This is a genomic window from Micromonospora sp. NPDC005686 (assembly GCF_042871665.1).
In the GTDB taxonomy this organism is placed as follows: Bacteria; Actinomycetota; Actinomycetes; order Mycobacteriales; family Micromonosporaceae; genus Micromonospora.
Genome location: NZ_JBIAIY010000008.1, coordinates 317847 through 338455, shown reverse-complemented (window position 1 = coordinate 338455; position 20609 = coordinate 317847). Strand labels below are relative to the sequence as shown.

Annotated in this window: 17 protein-coding genes; 11 read left to right on the top strand and 6 right to left on the bottom strand. The window is 74.4% G+C overall.

Annotation, left to right across the window (positions count from 1 at the left end; genetic code table 11):
- Nucleotides 1-119: 119 nt before the first annotated feature.
- The gene (gene dapD, locus ACFYON_RS20525) at nt 120-1079 is read right to left on the bottom strand and encodes a 2,3,4,5-tetrahydropyridine-2,6-dicarboxylate N-succinyltransferase (protein ID WP_354871664.1); all 960 of its coding nucleotides are present in this window, start codon (nt 1077-1079) and stop codon (nt 120-122) included.
- 105 nt (nt 1080-1184) lie between these two features.
- On the opposite strand from dapD, the gene dapE reads away from it, so the two are divergent.
- On the top strand, nt 1185-2258 hold the full coding sequence (gene dapE / locus ACFYON_RS20520) for a succinyl-diaminopimelate desuccinylase (RefSeq protein ID WP_354871661.1): 1074 nt from the start codon (nt 1185-1187) through the stop codon (nt 2256-2258).
- 50 nt (nt 2259-2308) lie between these two features.
- Here dapE and ACFYON_RS20515 read toward each other — a convergent pair whose 3' ends face one another.
- Entirely contained in the window at nt 2309-2470 is a 162-nt protein-coding gene (locus ACFYON_RS20515; protein ID WP_354871659.1) for a hypothetical protein, read from the bottom strand.
- A 154-nt stretch (nt 2471-2624) separates the two neighbouring features.
- Between ACFYON_RS20515 and ACFYON_RS20510 the strand changes: the two genes are divergently transcribed.
- From ACFYON_RS20510 to ACFYON_RS20480, 7 genes are all read left to right on the top strand, one after another.
- A complete protein-coding gene (locus tag ACFYON_RS20510) occupies nt 2625-3506 on the top strand; it encodes a TIGR00730 family Rossman fold protein (RefSeq protein ID WP_387188238.1) in 882 nt (293 codons plus the stop codon).
- Between the two features lie 3 nt (nt 3507-3509).
- Nucleotides 3510-4055, top strand: coding sequence for a TIGR00730 family Rossman fold protein (locus ACFYON_RS20505; protein WP_354871656.1), 546 nt, complete (start codon nt 3510-3512; stop codon nt 4053-4055).
- Between the two features lie 165 nt (nt 4056-4220).
- Nucleotides 4221-7760 (top strand): ATP-dependent DNA helicase, encoded by a 3540-nt coding sequence (locus tag ACFYON_RS20500; RefSeq protein WP_354871717.1) that lies wholly within the window; start codon nt 4221-4223, stop codon nt 7758-7760.
- Between the two features lie 55 nt (nt 7761-7815).
- Entirely contained in the window at nt 7816-11220 is a 3405-nt protein-coding gene (locus tag ACFYON_RS20495) for a UvrD-helicase domain-containing protein (RefSeq protein ID WP_354871654.1), read from the top strand.
- A 204-nt stretch (nt 11221-11424) separates the two neighbouring features.
- Nucleotides 11425-11628, top strand: coding sequence for a cold-shock protein (locus ACFYON_RS20490; RefSeq protein WP_013288421.1), 204 nt, complete (start codon nt 11425-11427; stop codon nt 11626-11628).
- Nucleotides 11629-11805: 177 nt separating this feature from the next.
- Nucleotides 11806-13059 carry a DEAD/DEAH box helicase gene (locus tag ACFYON_RS20485; RefSeq protein ID WP_354871651.1) on the top strand — a complete coding sequence of 418 codons (1254 nt, stop codon included), beginning with the start codon at nt 11806-11808 and terminating at the stop codon, nt 13057-13059.
- A gap of 238 nt (nt 13060-13297) precedes the next feature.
- Nucleotides 13298-13525 (top strand): hypothetical protein, encoded by a 228-nt coding sequence (locus tag ACFYON_RS20480; RefSeq protein WP_354871649.1) that lies wholly within the window; start codon nt 13298-13300, stop codon nt 13523-13525.
- 11 nt (nt 13526-13536) lie between these two features.
- On the opposite strand, the gene ACFYON_RS20475 is transcribed toward ACFYON_RS20480, so the two are convergent.
- Genes ACFYON_RS20475 through ACFYON_RS20460 form a run of 4 tightly spaced genes read right to left on the bottom strand, consistent with a single transcriptional unit; the run spans nt 13537 to nt 16696 of the window.
- Nucleotides 13537-13980: an Rrf2 family transcriptional regulator gene (locus ACFYON_RS20475; protein ID WP_354871647.1), complete on the bottom strand. Its 444-nt coding sequence runs from the start codon at nt 13978-13980 to the stop codon at nt 13537-13539.
- A 4-nt stretch (nt 13981-13984) separates the two neighbouring features.
- Nucleotides 13985-14869: an ABC transporter permease gene (locus tag ACFYON_RS20470; RefSeq protein ID WP_354871645.1), complete on the bottom strand. Its 885-nt coding sequence runs from the start codon at nt 14867-14869 to the stop codon at nt 13985-13987.
- A complete protein-coding gene (locus tag ACFYON_RS20465; protein ID WP_354871643.1) occupies nt 14859-15638 on the bottom strand; it encodes an ABC transporter ATP-binding protein in 780 nt (259 codons plus the stop codon). The genes ACFYON_RS20470 and ACFYON_RS20465 overlap by 11 nt, the downstream gene beginning before the upstream one ends.
- On the bottom strand, nt 15635-16696 hold the full coding sequence (locus tag ACFYON_RS20460; protein WP_355095174.1) for an ABC transporter substrate-binding protein: 1062 nt from the start codon (nt 16694-16696) through the stop codon (nt 15635-15637). Before ACFYON_RS20460 ends, ACFYON_RS20465 begins: the two co-directional genes overlap by 4 nt.
- 228 nt (nt 16697-16924) lie before the next feature.
- Between ACFYON_RS20460 and ACFYON_RS20455 the strand changes: the two genes are divergently transcribed.
- Genes ACFYON_RS20455 through nudC form a run of 3 tightly spaced genes read left to right on the top strand, consistent with a single transcriptional unit; the run spans nt 16925 to nt 20563 of the window.
- On the top strand, nt 16925-18235 hold the full coding sequence (locus ACFYON_RS20455) for a pitrilysin family protein (protein WP_354871639.1): 1311 nt from the start codon (nt 16925-16927) through the stop codon (nt 18233-18235).
- A 55-nt stretch (nt 18236-18290) separates the two neighbouring features.
- A complete protein-coding gene (locus tag ACFYON_RS20450; protein WP_354871636.1) occupies nt 18291-19619 on the top strand; it encodes a pitrilysin family protein in 1329 nt (442 codons plus the stop codon).
- Nucleotides 19616-20563, top strand: a complete 948-nt coding sequence (nudC, locus tag ACFYON_RS20445; protein ID WP_354871633.1) for an NAD(+) diphosphatase — start codon at nt 19616-19618, stop codon at nt 20561-20563. The genes ACFYON_RS20450 and nudC overlap by 4 nt, the downstream gene beginning before the upstream one ends.
- Nucleotides 20564-20609: the final 46 nt, after the last annotated feature.

Genomic DNA, 20609 nt, shown 5'->3' with positions numbered 1-20609 from the left:
GCCGCCCCGGCCCCCGCGCGGCCGGGGGCGCCCGCCGGCGGCCCGCGCGGCGGCGCGGGGGCGCGGCCCCCCCCCCCCCCCCCCCCCCCCCCCCCCCCCCCCCCCCACGGGGGTACGGCTCAGTCGTTGGCGTGCAGCGCGGCGTTGAGCGTGATGCCCTGGCCGGTGCGGGGCTTCGCCTCCAGCGCGCCGGTCACCGAGTTGCGCCAGAACAGCAGCCCGTCGACGCCGGACAGCTCGCGGGCCTTGACCACCCGGCCGTCCGGCAGGGCGATCTTCGAGGCGGCGGTGATGTAGCAGCCGGCCTCCACCACACAGTCGTCGCCGAGCGTGATCCCGACACCGGCGTTCGCGCCGACCAGGCTCCGCTCACCGATGCGCACCTTCTCCGTGCCGCCGCCGGAGAGCGTGCCCATGATCGAGGCGCCGCCGCCGATGTCGGAGCCGTCGCCGACCACCACACCCTGCACGATGCGGCCCTCGACCATCGAGGTGCCGAGCGTGCCGGCGTTGAAGTTGACGAAGCCCTCGTGCATGACGGTGGTGCCGGCGGCCAGGTACGCGCCGAGCCGGACCCGGTCCGCGTCGGCGATCCGCACCCCCGACGGCACCACGTAGTCGGTCATCCGGGGGAACTTGTCCACCCCGTACACGGACAGGTGGCGGCCGGCGGCCCGCTCGATGACGCGCAGCTCGTCCACCCGCTCCGGCGGGCACGGCCCGGCCGAGGTCCAGGCCACGTTCGCCAGCTTGCCGAAGATGCCGTCGAGGTTCAGCTCGTTGGGCCGCACCAGGCGGTGGGAGAGCAGGTGCAACCGCAGGTACGCGTCGGCGGCGTCCTTGATCGGGTCGTCCAGCGAGCCGATCAGCGTGGTCACCTCGACGGTGCGCAGGCCGGGCAGTGCCCGCTCACCGATCGCGCCCGGCGGCAGGTCGAGCACGTCGGCCTGGTCCTCGCCGGGCACCAGCGGCAGCTCGCCCAGGCCCAGCTTGCCGGTCGGGTACCAGGCGTCGAGCATCTGGTCCTCGGCGGTGACGGTGGCCAGGCCGATGCCCCAGGCGGATGGTGCGGACGTCACGATGTCACCTTTCTCCTCCGGCAACGGCGTCCGCCGCTGCTCGCGGCCGCGGGCCTCGCCGAACGTGTTCCCTGGCCCGCCGAGGTTGACGGTACCGTGCGAGACATGCAGAACCCGTTGACCCCCGAGGTCCTGGCCGATCCGGTGGCGCTGACCCGTGCCCTGGTCGACATCGAGTCGGTATCCCTCAACGAGAAGGCGATCGCCGACTGCGTCGAGGAGGTGCTGCGCGGTGTGCCGCACCTGACCACCTACCGGCACTCGAACACCGTCATGGCTCGTACCGATCTGGGACGGGCGCAGCGCGTGGTGCTCGCCGGCCACCTGGACACCGTCCCGCTCAACGGCAACTTCCCCTCCTCCATGCGCGGCGACCTGATGTACGGCTGCGGCACCTCCGACATGAAGTCCGGGGTGGCCTTCGCGCTGCATCTGGCGGTCACGCTGCCCGACCCGCGCTACGACGTCACGTACTTCTTCTACGAGGCCGAGGAGATCGAGTCGAAGTACAACGGGCTCACCCTGGTCGCGCAGAGCCACCCCGAGTGGCTGGAGGCAGACTTCGCGGTGCTGCTGGAGCCGACGTACGGGATCGTCGAGGCGGGTTGCCAGGGCACCATGCGGGCGGTCGTCACCACGCACGGCGAGCGGGCCCACGCGGCGCGCTCCTGGCACGGCGTGAACGCCATCCACGGCGCGAGCGAGGTGCTGCGCCGGCTGACCACGTACGAGGCCCGCCGGGTGACCATCGAGGGCTGCGACTACCGCGAGGGCCTCAACGCGGTACGGATCACCGGCGGGGTGGCCGGCAACGTCATCCCCGACCGCTGCGACATCGAGATCAACTACCGGTACGCCCCGGACCGCGACCCGGCGGGCGCCGAGGCGCACCTGCGCGAGGTCTTCGCCGGCTTCGAGCTGGCGGTCACCGACGCGGCGGCCGGTGCGCCGCCCGGGCTGGACAACCCGGCGGCGCAGGAGTTCCTGGCGGCGGTCGGCGCCGCGCCGATCGGCAAGCTGGGCTGGACGGACGTGGCGCGGTTCGCGGCCATGGGCATCCCGGCGCTGAACTTCGGCCCCGGCGACCCGAACCTGGCGCACCACAAGGACGAGCACGTCGAACTGACCAAGATCCGGGACGGCGCGGCCACCCTGCACCGCTGGCTGGCCCCGGCCTGACGAGCTGAGATCCCGGGGGCCCGCTCCCACCGTGCGGGCCCCCGGGATCGTCAGACGCTCGTCGTCAGAGGCGCGTCCGCCTCGCCGGTCTCACCGGTGAGGTCGGACCGGTGGGTCTCCATCATCCGGGCGCGACGGCGCTCGGCCACCACGTCGCGGATCCGCCGCTGCATCTGACGGCGTATCCGGATCATCTCGCTGTTATTGATCAACGCAGGCTCCTCCCCCGAAGGCGCGTCGCCCGGGCATACCGGGTATGTGAATAGTAAGACGTACGTGCGACCGAATTAGTTGCCCGGATCCCAAAGATTTCTCCGGCTCCCGGGCCCGCGCGCCGCGCCGGTGCCGCTCTACTACGGTGGCCCCATGGGCGAGAGCAGGGGAATGTCGGCCGGGCGAGGCCAGTCGGGGGAGCGGAACCGGGGAGAACGGCACCGCGGCGCGGTCACGCTGCGAAACCGGGCGATTCCGACGAGTACGGCGGATCAGCGGCTCCTCGACTCCCGGGGCCGCAGCGACTGGAAGACCAAGGACGCCTGGCGCGCGCTGCGGATCCTCTCCGAGTTCGTGGAGGGCTTCGACACCCTCGCCGACCTGCCCCCGGCGGTGAGCGTCTTCGGCTCCGCCCGCAGCAAGCCGGACAGCCCGGAGTGCCGGATGGCCGAGGAACTGGGCGGCGCCCTGGCCCGGGCCGGCTACGCGGTGATCACCGGCGGCGGCCCCGGCGTGATGGAGGCCGCCAACCGGGGCGCCGGTGAGGCCGGCGGCCTCTCCGTCGGGCTCGGCATCGAGTTGCCGTTCGAGCAGGGCCTCAACGACTGGGTCGACCTGGCCATCGACTTCCGCTACTTCTTCGTCCGCAAGACCATGTTCGTCAAGTACGCCCAGGCGTTCGTGGTGCTGCCCGGCGGCTTCGGCACCCTGGACGAGCTGTTCGAGGCGCTCACCCTGGTGCAGACCCGCAAGGTGACCCGCTTCCCGGTCGTGCTGATGGGCACCGACTACTGGCGAGGGCTGCTCGACTGGCTGCGCGCCACAATGGCCGCCGAGGGCAAGATCGGCCCGGCCGACCTCGACCTGATCCGGCTCACCGACGACGTCAACGAGGCGGTCCGGCACATCGTGGAGGCCGAGGCGGTGCTCTCCGCCGAGCAGGAGGCGGTCCGCGAGGAGGCGGTCGCCCGGCTGACCGACGACCAGCGCGCCGCCGCCGAGGCTGCCCCCGAGGGCCCGGCGGGACGGAGCTGACCCGTGGCGAACGTCTGTGTCTTCTGCGCGTCCTCCCGTACCCTCGACGCCCGCTGGCTGGCACTCGCCACCGAGACCGGTGAGGAGCTGGCCCGGCGCGGGCACACGCTGGTCAGCGGCGGCGGCTGCGTCGGGATGATGGGCGCCGTGGTGCAGGGCGCGCGGGCGGCCGGCGGGCGCACCGTCGGCGTCATCCCGCAGTCCCTGGTCGACCTGGAGGTCGCCGACCTGGACTCCGACGAGCTGCTGGTCACCGACAGCCTGGCCAGCCGCAAGACGCTGATGGACGAGAAGTCCGACGCGTTCGTCGCGCTGCCCGGCGGCCTCGGCACGCTCGACGAGCTGTTCGAGGTCTGGACCACGGCCACGCTCGCCCTGCACGCCAAGCCGATGGTGATCGTCGACGTGGACGGGTTCTACCGGCCGCTGCTCGACTGGATCCGCGGGCTCGGCGAGCAGCGGTTCCTCAAGCCGGCCGCGCTGGACCTGCTGCTGGTCGCCGACAGCGTGCCCGCCGCCCTGGACCTGATCGACGCCCGCCTGACCTGACCGCCTCGCGCCCGCCTCCCGCCCCGCCTTCGCCTCCCGCTGGCCTTTCGCCTCGCCGATCGGTGTCAGCGGGGGTGGCGGTTGTCGCGCGACCTGGGATGAGCTGCGGCGCGCGGAGTGGACGTCGGTTTCCGGGTGTCGTACCGGCGTGGTGGGATGTCGGTGATGCAGGCGTACCGGTTGGTGCGCCGGCCCGGCGGCGCGGGGGCGGGGGTCACCCACGACGCCGGGGCGGGGCAGGGGGTGGGTCGGTCCGACGGGCCGGCCGAGGCGGAGCCGCGATCCGGGGGGTCGGCGGGCGATGCCGCGCACCCGGAAACCGCCCCGCCGCACCAGCCCGGGAGCACCTCGCCGAAAGCCGTGGCCGGACAGGGCACGAACGCTGATCCGGTGCAGGCCCAGGTGATCGCGCACACGGACGGGCCGATGCTGGTGGTGGGCGGTCCCGGCACCGGCAAGACGACGACGCTCGTCGAGGCGGTGGCCGCCCGGGTGGCCGAGGGCGTCGACCCGGAGCGGATCCTCGTGCTCACCTTCGGCCGGCGCGGCGCCACCGAGCTGCGCCACCGGATCGAGGCGCGGATCGCCGGGGGCGGACACCGGGTGATCCGGGAGCCGCTGGTACGGACGTTCCCGGCGTACGCGTTCGGGCTGCTGCGCCGCGCGGCGGCCGAACGTGGTGAGCCGTCGCCCCGGCTGCTCACCGGTCCGGAACAGGATCTGATCATCCGGGAACTGCTCGACGTGGTGGGGGAGGAGCCCGGCGACGACCCGGTCGGCTGGCCGGAGGACATGCGTCCCGCGCTGCGTACCCGGGCGTTCGCGCAGCAGCTCCGCGACCTGCTGATGCGTGCCGCGGAGCGTGGCGTCGGCCCGGTCGAGCTGGCCCGGCTGGGCGAGAGGCTGGGCCGCGCGGACTGGCCGGCCGCCGCGCGCTTCCTGCGGGAGTACGTGGCCGTGCTCGCCCTGCGCGACGTGAGCAACCGGGGTTCGGTGGCGTACGACCCGGCGGAGCTGGTGCGCGCCGCCACCGGCATGCTGCTCGACGATCCCGAGCTGCTCGCCGCCGAGCGCCGCCGTCTGTCCCACGTGTACGTCGACGAGCTGGCCGACACCGACCCGGCCCAGCTCGACCTGCTCGCCGTGGTGGCCGGAGGTGGACGGTCAGTCGTGGCGTTCGCCGACCCGGACTCGTCCACGTACGCGTTCCGCGGCGCAGACCCGGCGGGTGTGACCACGTTCCCGCACCGCTTCCGCACCGCCTCCGGTGCGCCGGCCGCACAGGTCACGCTCACCACCTCGTACCGGGCCGGGCCGGAGCTGCTGGCGGCCACCGCCCGGCTGGCCCGGCGGCTGCGCGGCCCGGCGGCGCACCGGCGGCTGCGCCCGCTGCCCGGCGCCCGGGCCGGGGCGGTGGAGGTGCGGACGTTCCGGTCCGCCACCAGCGAGTCGGCGTGGCTGGCGCACGCGTTGCGCGAGGCGCACCTGCTCGACGGTGTGCCCTGGGCCCGGATGGCGGTGCTGGTCCGCTCCACCGGCCGGCAACTGCCGTCGCTGCGGCGCGCGCTGCACACCGCCGGCGTGCCGACCGTCGTGCACGGCGAGGACCTGCCGCTGCACCTCCAGTCGGCGGTCGCCCCGCTGCTGCTCCTGCTGCGCTGCGCGCTCGAACCCGACCGGCTGGACGAGGAGGCGGCCGTCGCGTTGCTGCACTCGCCACTCGGTGGCGCCGACCCGCTGGCCGAGCGGCGGCTGCGCCAGGGCCTGCGGGCGCTGGCGCTGGCCGCCGGTGACCGCCGTCCCTCCGGTGACCTGCTGGTGGAGGCGTTGCGCGACAGGGCCGAACTGGCCACCATCGAGCGTCGCTGGGCCGCGCCCGCGCAGACCGTGGCGCACCTGCTCGCGACCGCCCGGGAAACGGCCGGTCGGCCCGGCGCCACAGTCGAGGACGTGCTCTGGGCGGTGTGGCGGGAGAGCGGGCTGGCCGAGCGCTGGGCCGGGGCGATCACCCGGGGGCGGGCGGCCACCGGCGAGCACGAGACCGCCCAGCGCTGGCGGGCCGAGGCCGCCGACCGGGACCTGGACGCGGTGCTCGTGCTCTTCGACGCGGCGGCCCGGTTCACCGACCGGTTGCCCGGCGCGCGTACCGAGGTGTTCCTCGACCACGTCCTCGGGCAGGAGCTGCCCGCCGACACGCTCGCCGCCGCCGCCGACCGGGGCGACGCGGTACGCCTGCTCACCGCACACGCCGCCAAGGGCCTGGAATGGGATCTGGTCGTGGTGGCAGGGGTGCAGGAGGGCGTCTGGCCGGACCTGCGCCTGCGCGGCAGCCTGCTCGGCTCGGAGCGGCTCGTCGACGTGCTCGCCGGTCGCGCCGACGGGGCCGGGCTGCGGGCCAGCCTGGTCGGGCAGACGTCCGCGCTCCTGGACGAGGAGCGGCGGCTGTTCCACGTCGCCATCAGCCGGGCGCGGCGGCGGCTGCTGGTCACCGCCGTCGCGTCCGCCGCGGTCGGCGGCGACGACCACGAGGAGCAGCCGAGCCGCTTCCTGCACGAACTGGCCGCCGCCGACCCACCCGCCACCGGCGGAACCGGCCCGAACCCGACCGGCCCGACCGGCCCGGCCACCCGAGGGCAAGCTTCGGACGGGCCGGTGCCGCACGGGGACGAGCATCCGCAGGACGGGTCGCCCGCCGCGCTCCCGGTCACCCTCCCGCCGCGTGGGCTCACCCTGTCCGCGCTGGTGGCGGAGCTGCGTACCGCAGTCACCGACCCGGCGACGCCGGTCATCCGGCAGCACGCGGCGGCGGGTGAGCTGGCGCGGCTGGCCGCCGCCGGGGTGCCCGGCGCGCACCCGGACGACTGGTGGGGGTTGCGCGGCCTGTCCGACGACCGGCCGCTTGTCGACGAGGGCGAGCCGGTGCGGGTCACCCCGTCGGCGATGGAGAGCGCGCTGCGGTGCAGCCTGCGCTGGCTGCTGGAACGGCACGGCGGCAGCGGCCCGGCGAGCGCTGCGCAGGGCGTCGGCAACCTGGTGCACGCCGCCGCCATGCTCGCGGAGGACGCGAGCGTCGACCGGGAGGCGTTGCTGGAGTACGTGGCCGCGCGGTTCGACGCGATCGAGCTGGCCGCCCGGTGGATGGCCGGTCCGGAGCGGCAGCGCGCCGAGGCGATGGTGGACAAGCTGCTGCGCTGGCTGGCCGGCAACCCGCGCCGGCTGCTCGCGATCGAGCACGAGTTCGCGGTCCGCCTCGACGATCCGTCCCGCCCGATCGAGCTGACCGGCCGGGTCGACCGGCTGGAGGTCGACGCCGAGGGGCGGCTCGTGGTGATCGACCTGAAGACCGGCAAGTCGACGGCGGTCACCGAGCGGGAGGTGGCCGAGCATCCGCAGCTCGGTGCGTACCAGGCGGCGGTGGAGGCGGGCGGGTTCGCCGAGTTCGGCGAGGAGCCGGGCGGCGCCGCGCTGGTGCAGCTCGGCACCGGCGCGCGTGACGCCAGGGAGCAGACCCAGGCGGCGGCCGGGGAGGGCCCGGAGGCCGGGTGGGCCACCGCGCTCGTGCGCCGTACCGCCGACACGATGGCCGCCTCGACGTTCGCCGCCGTGGCCAACTCCAAGTGCCGGGTCTGCCCGGTACGCACCAGCTGCCCGGTCTCCGGCCAGGGCCGCCAGGTGGTCGAGCCACCACCGGACAACCAGCCGTGAGCGCGAGGAGTGAGCCGGTTTTGCCAGCCCCGCAGTCGCGAACAAGGACCGGGCCATGACTGTTCAGCCGGCGCTGTTCGGCGCCTCCGCCACGCCCGCGCCGCGCGCCGCCGACGCCGGGCCCCGCTACACGCCTGTGGAGCTGGCCAAGCTGCTGCGGCTGCCCGCGCCGACCCGGGAGCAGGCCGCGATCATCGCCGCGCCGGTGGAGCCGCTGCTGGTGGTCGCGGGCGCGGGCTCGGGCAAGACCGAGACGATGGCCGCGCGGGTGGTCTGGCTGGTCGCCAACTCCTACGTACGTCCCGAGCACATCCTCGGCCTCACCTTCACCCGCAAGGCGGCGGGCGAGCTGGCGCACCGGGTCCGGACCCGCCTCGACCAGCTCATCCGGCGGCTCGGCCGGCAGGGGCGGGACCCGCACGACGACCCGCTGGCGGGCGAGCCGACGGTGTCCACCTACCACTCGTACGCCGGGCGGATCGTCACCGAGCACGGGTTGCGGGCCGGGTACGAGCCGACCACCCGGCTGCTCACCGAGGCGTCTCGCTGGCAGCTTGTCGATCTGCTGGTGCGCAACTACGACGGCGACATGTCCGAGGTGGACCGGATGCCGTCGACCATCACCGACGCCGTGCTGGCGCTCGCCGGTGAGCTGGACGAGCACCTGGTCGACCCGGACGAGCTGGCCGCCTGGACCGGCCGGTTCTTCGCCGACGTGCAGTCCCGGCCCGGCCGGGTCTACGCCGACGTCCGCAAGGCGCTCCAGCTCCAGCGGACCCGGCTGAAGCTGCTGCCGCTGGTGCGCGCGTACGCCCGGCGCAAGGACGACTTCGAGGCGATGGACTTCGCCGACCAGTTGGCCCGCGCGGCCCGGGTGGCCCGCGACCACCCCGGCGTCGGCGTGATCGAGCGGGACCGGTTCCGGGTGGTGCTGCTCGACGAGTACCAGGACACCAGCCACGCCCAGGTGGTGCTGCTCAACGCGCTGTTCGGCGGCGGCCACCCGGTCACCGCGGTCGGCGACCCGTGCCAGTCCATCTACGGCTGGCGCGGGGCCAGCGCGGGCACGCTCGACCGGTTCCCGGCCGAGTTCGCCCGCACCGACGGCAGCCCCGCCGACGTGCTCAGCCTGACCACGAGCTGGCGCAACCGGCCGGAGATCCTCGGCGTCGCCAACACGCTGTCGGTGCCGCTGCGGGCCGCCGGCGCGCGCGTGCCGGAACTGCACGCCGCGCTCAGCGTCCGCGACCCGATCCCGCACCGCACGCCGGGCGGGCAGGCCGGTGGCACCGTGCACTGCGCGCTGCTGGAGACGTACGCCGACGAGGCCGACTGGATCGCGGACAGCGTGCTGGCGGCCTGGCGGGGCGCGGCCGGAATGTCGGGTGCGCTGCCCGAGCACATCCCCGCCGACCGCCGCCCGACCACAGCGGTGCTGGTGCGGGTGCGCAGCCAGATCCCGGCGATCGAGGCGGCGTTGCGCGCCCGCGGGCTGCCGGTCGACGTGGTCGGCCTGGGTGGGCTGCTGGACACCCCTGAGGTACGGGACGTGGTGTGCACGCTGCGCGTGCTCGCCGACCCGACCGACGGGGCGGCGCTGCTGCGGCTGCTCACCGGCGCGCGCTGGCGGATCGGCCCGCGTGACCTGGTCGCCCTGCACCGCCGGGCCCGCGCGATCGCCCGCAGCCGCCGGGAGGTCACCGGCGACGAGGGCCCGGAGATCATCGTGGACGCGCTGGACGAGGCGACGCTCGTCGAGGCGCTGGCCGACCTGGGCCCGGCGCAGGCGTACTCGGCCGAGGGCTACGCGCGGCTGCGCTCGTACGGGATGGAGCTGGCGCTGCTGCGCTACCGGCTGGACCAGTCGCTGCCGGAGCTGATCGCGGACATCGAGCGGACCATCGGGCTGGACGTCGAGGTGGCGGTCCGGGCAGGGCGGGACGGCGCCGGGGACGCCGGGCTGGCCCGCGCCCACCTGGACGCGCTCGGCGACGTGGCGGCCCGGTTCAGCGGTGAGACGCCCGGCGCCACGCTCGCCGGTTTCCTCGCCTACCTGGCAGCCGCCGAGGACGAGGAGCGCGGGCTGGCGCCGGGCGAGGTCGAGGTGGTGGCCGGCGCGGTGCAGGTGCTCACCGCGCACGCCGCGAAGGGCCTGGAGTGGGACGTGGTGGCGGTGGCCGGGATGACCCGGGGCGTCTGGCCGGGGCCGGTCCGCAACTCCGACCACTGGCTGGGCGGGCTGGGCGTGCTGCCGTTCCCGCTGCGCGGCGACGCGGACGGGCTGCCCGAGCTGGCCCTGCCCGAGGCGGAGGACCAGCGCGCGGTGGCCCGGTCGCTCACCGAGTTCACCGACGCCTGGCGGGCGCACGACGAGCGGGAGGAGCGCCGCCTGGCGTACGTGGCGGTGACCCGCCCCCGCCGGCTGTTGCTCTGCTCCGGCTACTGGTGGGGGGAGGGGACGAAGCGGTTCCGCGGCCCGTCGGTGTTCCTGCGCGAGGTGCACGACGCCTGCCTGGCCGGCCCGGGCGGGCACGTGGTGGACGCGTGGACGCCCGAGCCGGCCGGGGACGCGGTGAACCCGACCACCGAGACGGTGCTGCGGGCCGAGTGGCCGGCCGACCCGCTCGGCGCCCGCCGGCCCGCGCTGACCGAGGCGGCGGCGCTGGTCCGCCGGTATCTGGCCGACCCGGAGGCGGCCCGCCGTGAAGCGGCCCTGATCGCCTCGACCGGCGCGGCGGATGATGCCGAGGTGACCCGCTGGCGGCGGGAGGCGGATCTGCTGCTCGCCGAGCGGGCGGAGCTGGCCCGGCAGGCCGAGGCGGTCGAGGTCGAGCTGCCCGGCCAGCTCTCGGTGACCCAGCTCGTGGCGTTGCGCCGCGACCCCGAGGCGCTGGCCCGGACGCTGCGCCGCCCGATGCCGGCCGAGCCCAACCCGTACGCCCGGCGCGGCACCGCGTTCCACGCCTGGCTGGAGCAGCGCTTCGGCGCCGACCGGCTCCTCGACGTGGACGAGCTGCCCGGCGCGGCGGACGAGGACGCGGCGCCGGACGAGGCGCTTGTCGAGTTGCAGGAGCGCTTCCTGGCCAGCGAGTGGGCCGACCGGGTGCCGGTGGAGGTGGAGGTGCCGTTCGCCACAGTCATCGCGGGAGTGGTGGTCCGGGGCCGGATGGACGCCGTGTTCGCCCGTCCGGGCGGGCGGTACGACGTGGTCGACTGGAAGACCGGGCGGCAGCCGGCGGGCCGGGAGGCCGACGCGGCGGCGGTGCAGCTGGCGGTCTACCGGCTGGCCTGGGCGGAGCTGGCCGGGGTGCCGGTGGAGCGGGTCGGCGCCGCGTTCCACTACGTGCGGGACTCCGCCACGGTCCGCCCGGCCGATCTGCTCGACGTGGACGGGCTGGCCGCGTTGGTGGCCGCCGTGCCGGAAATCCCGGGGGATCTTCCGCAGCACGCGAACCCGTGATACGTTAGCCGGGTTGCAGTTTTGGTTTCCAGAGACTCTGTGTGCGCCTGGCGGATTGTGGCCCCAGGCGCGCTTTGTTGTGTCCGGAGTTCTCCGGGCGGGGCGACCAGCAGCGACAAGCACGCCGCGTATTCCACGCGCGGGGTGCTCCTCTCCGGCCCGCAACACGTGCGGGCCGACCGTTCCGTCAAGGAGACGAAACACATGGCAATTGGCACCGTCAAGTGGTTCAACGCTGACAAGGGCTTTGGCTTCATCACCCCGGACGACGGCGGCGCCGACGTCTTCGCCCACTTCTCGGCGATCCAGACCTCCGGCTACCGGAGCCTGGACGAGAACCAGCGGGTCGAGTTCGAGGTGACCCAGGGCCAGAAGGGCCCGCAGGCGGAGAACATCCGCCCGCTCTGATCTTCGGATCAACCGGCACCACCACCGCGCCCTCTCGGGCGCGGTGCACGGGCCGGCCCGCCTCTGCTGGGCCGGCCCGTCCCTTCGGTTCGTGCTTGTGACCACCGGTGACGCCGGTGACGCGCCGTAACCCGGCGCCCCTCCTCGACACGTGCCGCGTCGAGGAAGGCTTTCCGCATGACCACGACCCTGCCCACGTTCGCCGCCACCGGCCTGGCTCCGGCGCTCATCTCCGAGCTGGCCGCGCAGGGCATCTCCGCGCCGTTCCCGATCCAGACGGCCACGATCCCGGACTCGCTCGCCGGCCGGGACGTGCTCGGCCGGGGCCGTACCGGCTCGGGCAAGACGCTCGCGTTCGGGCTGCCGCTGCTGCACCGTACGGCCGGCCGCCGGGCCCGCCCGGGCCGCCCGCTCGCGCTGGTGCTCGTACCCACCCGGGAACTGGCCGCGCAGGTCACCGCCGCGCTCACCCCGTACGCCGCCACGCTCGGACTGCGCTGCGCCACGGTGGTCGGCGGGCTCTCGCTGACCCGGCAGGCGGCCGCGCTGCGCGCCGGCGCCGAGGTGCTGGTCGCCACGCCGGGCCGGCTGCACGACCTGATCGACCGCGGGGACGCCCGGCTGGACCAGGTGACCATCACCGTGCTGGACGAGGCGGACCAGATGGCCGACATGGGCTTCCTGCCGCAGGTGACGAAGCTGCTGGAGCAGGTCGCGCCGGGTGGGCAGCGGATGCTCTTCTCGGCCACCCTGGACCGCGGCGTGGACCGGCTGGTCCGCCGGTTCCTGACCGATCCGGTGACGCACTCCGTCGACCCGGGCACCGCCACCGTCACCGCGATGACGCACCACGTGCTGCACCTGGAGGCGGACGACAAGCAGGCCGCGCTGGCGCACATCGCCGCCCGCGAGGGCCGCACCATCGTGTTCATCGCCACCAAGCACCGCGCCGACCGGGTGGCCCGCCAGTTGCTCGCCAAGGGCGTACGCGCGGCGGCGCTGCACGGCGGCAAGTCGCAGCCGCAGCGCACCCGCATCCTGGAGCAGTTCCGCACCGGTCAGGTCACCGCGCTCGTGGCCACCGACGTGGCGGCCCGGGGCATCCACGTCGACGGGCTGGACCTGGTGGTCAACGCCGACCCGCCGGCCGAGGCGAAGGACTACCTGCACCGGGGCGGCCGGACCGCGCGGGCCGGAGAGTCGGGCACCGTGGTCACGCTGGTGCTGCCGGAGCAGCGCCGCGACGTGGCCCGGCTGATGAGCACCGCGGGCATCAACCCCAAGACCACGCGGGTACGCCCCGGCGACGGCGAGCTGACCCGGCTCACCGGCGCCCGGGAGCCGTCCGGCGTGCCGGTGACCATCACCGCGCCCGCCGCCGCGCACCCCGCTCAGGCGACCCGTCCCCGCCGTCGCCCGCGCCGCCGCTGATCGCAGTCCCGCCTCTGCCCGGTCTCGCATCCGGGTAGCTCGCGTCCGGCCACCCGTGCCCGACCTGGCCGCGTCCGACCTGGCTGAGCGTCCCGGCTCGGCGGTCCGGCCGGCCCGGTCCTGAGTCGGGAATCAGTCGACTTTCGGTCGCCTGCCCGACTGCGCAACGGACATGTGTCCCCCATGCTGTCGCATGGGGGACCGGTCGGGGGGTCGGCCGGACGCGGAGGGAGTGGTCATGGCGGGGGACGTCGGCTCAGGCGGAGCGCGGGAAGTGCTGCTGGTGCTCGCGGTGGCGGGGGCCGGCCTGGCGCTCGCGGCGGTGGCCGCGTTCGGGCCCTGGCGGCCGTCGGACGGCGGCCCGGCGGATCGTGGCGCCGCCCGCAGCTTCACCTCCGGGATGAGCGCCCCGCACACTCGACAGCCGGGGGCCGTCCTCGACCCGGCGCAGCCGCCGGCGCCGTGACCGGACGAGCGTCAGGGCGCCGTGGCCCGGTCGCTCAGCAGGTCGGCGAGCGTGGTCCGGTCCACGACCAGGGCGATCGCGCCGTCGACCGCCAGCCACACGTCTCGCAGCCCGGTGGCCACGCCGTGGTAGCCGGTCCGGTCGGCGGGTATGCCCCGGACGCTGGTGATCGCGCCGCCCACCGCGCGCAGCACGTCGCCCACGCTGATCTCGGCCGGCGGGCGGGTCAGCGCGTACCCGCCCTCGGTGCCGCGGTGGCTGTTCAGCAGTCCGGCCCGCCGCAGGTCGAGCAGGATGCCCTGGAGGAAGCTGAGCGGGATGTCCTGGCTCTCGGCCAGGCTCGCCGCCTTGACCAGCTCGCCGCCGCCGGCTGCCGGGTCGCCGGGGGACCCGGCGGCGTCGGCGACGGCGAGCATGGCCCGGAGCGCGTAGTCGGCGCGCGCGGAGATGTACACGACGTCAGTTGCCGGCCTGGTCCAGCACGCCCCAGCGGCGGCGGATCGCCTTGTCGGCTGCGCCGAACGCGGTGTCCACGAGCAGGCCCACCACCAGGATGACGATCATGATGGCCATCAGGCGGGGCGCCTCGCTCAGCTCGCGTGCGTAGGTGAGCTGAGCGCCGATCGAGGTGCGGGTGGCGATGACCACCAGCAGCTCACCGGCCATCAGGCTGCGCCAGGCGAACGCCCAGCCTTGCTTGAGCCCGGCCACGATGGCGGGCAGCGCGGCCGGCGCGATCACGTACCGGTAGAGATTGAGCCCGCGGGCGCCCAGGTTGCGGCCGGCGCGGACCAGCAGCGGCGGCACGTAGTCCACGCCGTGGATGACGCCGTTGGCGACCGACGGCGCGGCGCCGAGCACCACCACGAAGAAGATCGCCTGCTCGCTGAGCTGGAACAGCAGGATGGCCAGCGGGAACCAGGCGATCGACGGCATTGTCTGCAACGCAGTGATCATCGAGCCGAGCGCGGCCCGGAGCACCTTGACCCGGGCCACCGCCAGGCCGAGCAGCAGGCCGACCGCGACCGCGGCGGCGAAGCCGACCGCCGCCCGCCGGGCGGTGGTGGCCAGGCCCTCCCAGAGCGCCGAGCTGAGCAGGTACTCGCCGAGGTCACCGAAGACCACCGCCGGGCCGGGTAGCGCCCACGGCTCCTTCCACCCGGACCAGACCACCGCCTGCCAGATCGCTACCGCGAGCGCGAGCGCGGCGAACTTGGGCCAGGTGGCCGACCACAGGCGGCGTACCGTGGACGGTCCCTTCTCCCGGCCGGCGATCTCCAGCGCGTCGAGTCCGGAGATCTCCGCGTCGGCCCGTGCCGACGCGGACATGGTGTCACTGGCCATGCCGGCCCACCTCCTTGCGCAGCCGGTCGGTGACCTCGGCGGCGATGGCCGAGACCTCCGGCGAGTCGATCCGCCGGGGGCGCGGCACGGCGACCTCGGTGGAGTAGATGATCCGGCCGGGCCGGCTGGAGAGCAGCACGATGCGGTCGGCGAGCCGGGCCGCCTCGCGGACGTTGTGCGTGACGAAGAGGACGGTGAGCTTGCGCTCGGTCCAGATCCGCTCCAGCTCGTCGTGCAGGATGTCGCGGGTCATCGCGTCCAGCGCGCCGAACGGCTCGTCCATCAGCAGCACCGGCGTCTCCAACGCGAGCGTGCGGGCCAGCGCGACCCGCTGCCGCATGCCGCCGGAGAGCTGGTGCGGCCGCTTGCGGCCGAACTCGGACAGGTGAACCGTGCGCAGCAGCTCGGCCACCCGTTCCTTGCGCTGGTCGCGGGGGAGCCCGCGCAGCTTCAGCGGCACCTCGACGTTGCCCTCGACGGTCAGCCACGGGAACAGCGCCGGCTCCTGGAACATCAGGCCCGGGGTGACGCCCTCGCCCAGCTCGACCGCGCCGCCGCTGGCCCGGTCCAGCCCGGCGACCAGGTTGAGCAGCGTGCTCTTGCCGCAGCCGGACGCGCCGACCATGCAGACGAACTCGCCCGGCGCGATGTCCAGCGACAGCCCGTCCAGCGCCAGAACCGCCTGCTCGCCCTGGCCGTACACCTTCGTCACGCCGCGCAGCGCGACCGAGCCGGTCGCGCTGCGCGGGGTCGTGTCCGTCGACGTCACGGCTGGCTGACCTCGGCCTTGCCCTGCGCCTTGAGCACCTCGTTGAGGTACTTCAGGTCGTAGAGGCCGTTGAGGTCGACCGGCTGGGTGAGCCCGACCGCGACCGCGTGGTCCAGGCCGGCCTTCAGCGACGACGGGATCGGGTCGTTCGTGAACTCCAGCGTCGGCCACGCCTGCTTGATCAGCTTGAGGTCCAGCGGCTTGCCGGTGATCTTGCCGATGTGGTCGGAGACGGCCTGCTGCGCCTCGTCCGGCTTGGTGTTGACGAACTCGTTCGCCGCGACCTGGCCCTCGACCAGCTTCTTCACCAGGTCCGGGTGCGCCTTGAGGAACTTGGTGCTGACCAGCAGGTTGGTGATGACGAACTTCTTGTCCGGCCAGAGGTCGCGCTCGTCGACGAGCACCTTGCCGCCGGCGTTCACCAGCCGGGAGACGAACGGCTCGGGCACCCAGGCGCCGTCGATCGCGCCGCTGCCGAACGTCTCGACCGTCTGCGCGTTCTCCTGCGGCACGACCTTGACGTCGCCGCCGCCCTCCTTGGTGGTCTCCAGGCCCTTCTCCTTGAGCCAGTAGCGCAGCGCCACGTCCTGGGTGTTGCCGAGCTGCGGGGTGGCGATCTTCTTGCCGCGCAGCTGCTCCACCGAGGTGATGCCGGGCTTGACCACGAGCGCGACGCCGCCGGACGCGGCGCCGGAGATGACCCGGACCGCCTCGCCCTTGGACTTGGAGAAGGCGTTCACCGTCGGGTTCGGACCGATGTACGTGGCGTCGAGCGCGCCGGAGAAGACGGCCTCGATGGCGGCCGGGCCCGCGTTGAACGTCTTGGTGTCCAGCTTGACGTCGCTGCCGAGCTTCTCGGCGAAGATCCCCTTCTCCACGCCGACCACGGCCGGGGCGTGCGTGATGTTGGGGAAGTAGCCCAGGCGCAGCGTTACCGGGCCGGACGCGGCGCCGGCGTCGCTGTCCTCGCCGCAGGCGGCGGTGGTGCCGAGCGTGGCCGCGCCGAGGGCGGCCAGGGCCGCGAGGGTGGCCAGGCGGCGCAGGGGAAGCCGTCTCATCGAATGTCCAATCCGCAGTATTCCTATTTAGTTGGTAGGAAGAGTGGGGCAGCTCGCGGGCGGCGTCAAGCCCTGTTTCCGGGCCGCCCCCCGCGACCTGGGATTTCCCGGTAATCCCACCTGTTCGGTGGAGAAGGCGTGGCCGGTCGGCCAGCCACCGGCACCGCCGTACGGTGGGCCACGGCACACCGGCGGTGGAGCCGGTACCGAGGCGCTAGTGTCGATCTCGTGCCGACGCGGAGAGCGAAGATTCCAGCGACGAAGTACCCGGTCGAACGGTTCACCCTCGACAACGGCCTGCGCGTGGTGCTCACGCCGGACCGCAGCGCCCCGGTCATCGGGGTGGCGGTGGTCTACGACGTCGGCATCCGCTCGGAGCCGGAGGGACGCACCGGATTCGCGCACCTCTTCGAGCACCTGATGTTCCAGGGCTCGGAGAACCTGGAGAAGCTGGCCCACTTCCGGCACGTCCAGGGCGCGGGCGGGACGTTCAACGGCTCCACCCACCTGGACTACACCGACTACTTCGAGACGCTGCCGGCAAACGCCCTGGAACGGGCGCTGTTCCTGGAGGCCGACCGGATGCGCGGCCCGCGGCTGACCGAGGAGAACCTGCGCAACCAGGTCGACGTGGTCAAGGAGGAGATCCGGGTCAACGTGCTGAACCGGCCGTACGGCGGGTTTCCCTGGCTGACGCTGCCCCCGGTGATGTTCGACACCTTCCCCAACGCGCACGACGGCTACGGCTCCTTCGTCGACCTGGAGTCGGCCACCGTTGCCGACGCCGCCGACTTCTTCCGCGGCTACTACGCCAGCGGCAACGCGGTGCTCGCGGTCAGCGGTGACATCGACGTGACCGAGGCGACCGAACTCATCGAGCGGCACTTCGGGGACGTGCCGGCCCGGCCCGCCCCGCGGCGGCCCGACTTCGCCGAGCCCGACCTGACCGCCGAGCGGCGCAGCACGTACACCGACGCGCTGGCCCCGCTCCCGGCGGTGGCCGGCGCGTGGCGGGTGCCCGACCCGATCGACGACTTCACCGGTTACCTGCCCTATGTGGTGCTGGCCGAGGTGCTCACCGACGGCGACGCCTCCCGGCTGGTCGAGCGGCTGGTGCAGCGCGACCGGTCGGTGACCAGCCTCGGCGGGTACGTCGGGTTCATGGGCGACCCGTTCGACGTGCGCGACCCCACCGCGCTGCTGCTCCAGGCGCACCTGCCGCCCGGCGGTGACGTGGACAAGGTGCTGCGCACCATGGACGAGGAACTGGACCGGCTGGCGACCGACGGGCTGACCGAGGGGGAGCTGGCGCGTACCCAGGCCCGGATGGCCACCCACCTGCTGCGCGACACGGACGCGGTGCTCGGCCGCGCGCTGCGGATGGCGGTGCTGGAACAGCAACGCGGCGAACCCGGCCTGCTCAACGACCTGCCCCGGCTGGTCGGCGAGGTGACCGAGGAGCAGGTCCGCGCCGCCGCCGCCACACTGCGGCCCGAGCGCCGCGCGTCCGTCGAGGTCATTGCCGGAGGTGGGCGGTGAGCGCGAGGAGTGAGCCGGTTTTGCGAGCCCCGCAGTCGCGAACGGAGATGGCCCAGTGACTACGACCACCGTCCGGCCGCTGCCGGCGCTCGGTCCCAACCGCCGCCTCAAGGTGCCGAAGCAGGCCGAGCGCACGCTCCGCAACGGCCTCACCGTGATCGCGGTACGCCGCTCCGCCGTACCGCTGGTCGAGCTGCGGCTGTGGATGCCGTTCGGACGTACCCACCTGGCCCGTGGCGCGATGCTGGCGCAGACCATGCTCTCCGGCACCGAGGCGCACAGCGCCACCGAGCTGGCCGCCGAGTTGCAGAAGGTCGGCGGCGGGCTGACCGCCGGTGTCGACCCGGATCGGCTGATGCTTTCCGGCGCGGGCCTGGTCACCGGGCTGGACCGGATGCTGGAGCTGCTGGCCGAGGTGCTCACCGGCGCCGCCTACCCGGCCGACTGGGTGGAGACCGAGCGGGACCGGCTGGTCGACCGCATCCAGGTCGCCCAGAGCCAGCCGTCCCACCTGGCCCGCACCGCGCTGCTCAAGCGGGTGTACGGCCGGCACCCGTACGCGGTGCAGACGCCCGACCCGGACCAGGTCCGGGCGGTCCGCCCGGCCGCGTTGCGCCGGCTGCACGCCGAGCGGGTGCACCCCGCCGGCGCGGTGCTGGTGATCGTCGGCGACGTGGCGCCGGAGCGGGCGCTGGACGCGGCCGAGAAGGCGCTCGCCGGGTGGCGCGGTGACGGCCACATCGCCGAGCTGCCGCCCGCGCCGCCGCTGGAACCCGGGCCACTGCTGCTCGTCGACCGGCCCGGCTCGGTGCAGTCCTCGGTACGCCTCGCGCTCCCGGCGGTGCCCCGTACGCATCCGGACCACGCCGCGCTGCAGCTCGCCAACCTGATCTTCGGCGGCTACTTCTCCTCCCGCTGGGTGGAGAACATCCGCGAGGACAAGGGCTACACGTACGGGCCGCGCTCGCTCGTGGAGCACTCGGTGGCCGGTTCGCTGCTCGTCGCCGGTGCCGAGGTGGCCACCGAGGTGACAGCGGCGGCGCTGGTGGAGACGACCTACGAGCTGGGCCGCCTGGCGACTGTGCCGCCGAAGCCCGACGAGCTGGATCAGGCCCGCCAGTACGCGCTCGGCACGCTCCAGCTCGGGATGTCCACCCAGGCTGGTCTCGCGTCGCTGACCAGCGCGTACGCCGGCAACGGGCTGCGGCTGGACTTCCTCGCCGAGCACGCCGCCCGGCTGGCCGCCGCGACGGTGGACGACGTGGCCGAGGTGGCCGCCCGTTACCTGGCGCCGGCGCGCGCGGTCACCGTCGTGCTCGGCGACGCGGCGCGGGTGGCCGACTCGCTCGCCGCGCTGACACCGGTGCGTACGGAATCGGCATGAGCGGCGAATCCGCGCCGCCGCTGGCCCGGTCCACGCTCGACCGGGCCGCGCACCGGCGTGCCGACCCGGCCTGGCTGACCGAGGCGTGGGAGCGGGCCCGGGTGCTGGTGCTCGACTCCGCCGCCGAGGGGAGGGCGCTGGTCCGGGGCGCGGCGGCCCCGCCGGAGCTGGTCCTGGTCGCTCCCGGTGAGCTGACCGAGGTGCCCCGGTCGGTGCCGATGTTCCTCGGCGTCGAGCCGGACGGCGTGCCGGTCTTCGCTGTGGACGGGCCGCTGCCGGTGCTGCCGGACACCCGTCCGGCCCACCTGCGCGAGGTCGGCCATCTGATGACCGACCGGGACGCGGGCCTGTTCACCACCGGGCTCGCGCTGCTCAACTGGCACCTGCGGCACGGCTACTCGTCGACGACGGGCAAGCCGACCCGCGCCGACGAGGCCGGCTGGTCGCGGATCGACCCGCACGGTGACCGGGTCTGGCCGCGTACCGACCCGGCCATGATCGTGCTGGTGCACGACGGGGTGAACGGCCCGGACGGCCGCTGCCTGCTCGGCAACAACGCGACATGGCCGCGCACCCCGGGCATGCGCCGCTATTCCTGCCTGGCCGGATACGTCGAGCCCGGCGAGTCGGCCGAGGCCGCCGTGCTCCGCGAGGTCCGCGAGGAGGTCGGCGTCCCGGTCGACGAGATCGCGTACGTGGGCAGCCAGTCCTGGCCCTTCCCGGGCTCGCTGATGCTGGGCTTCCTGGCCCGCGCCGACGCGGACGCGCCGATCCGGGTCGACCTGGCCGAGATCGCGCACGCGCGCTGGTTCACCCGCCGGGAGATCGGCGCGGCGCTCGCGGACGAACCGGTGCCGGTCGGTGGGGGAGACCGGCTGGTGTTGCCGCCGCCGTCGTCGATCGCGTTGTTCCTGGTGCACCGCTGGCTCGACGGCCACTGCTGACCACCTGCCCGGGCGCCGAGATGGACGCGGCCCCGACCCGGGCCGT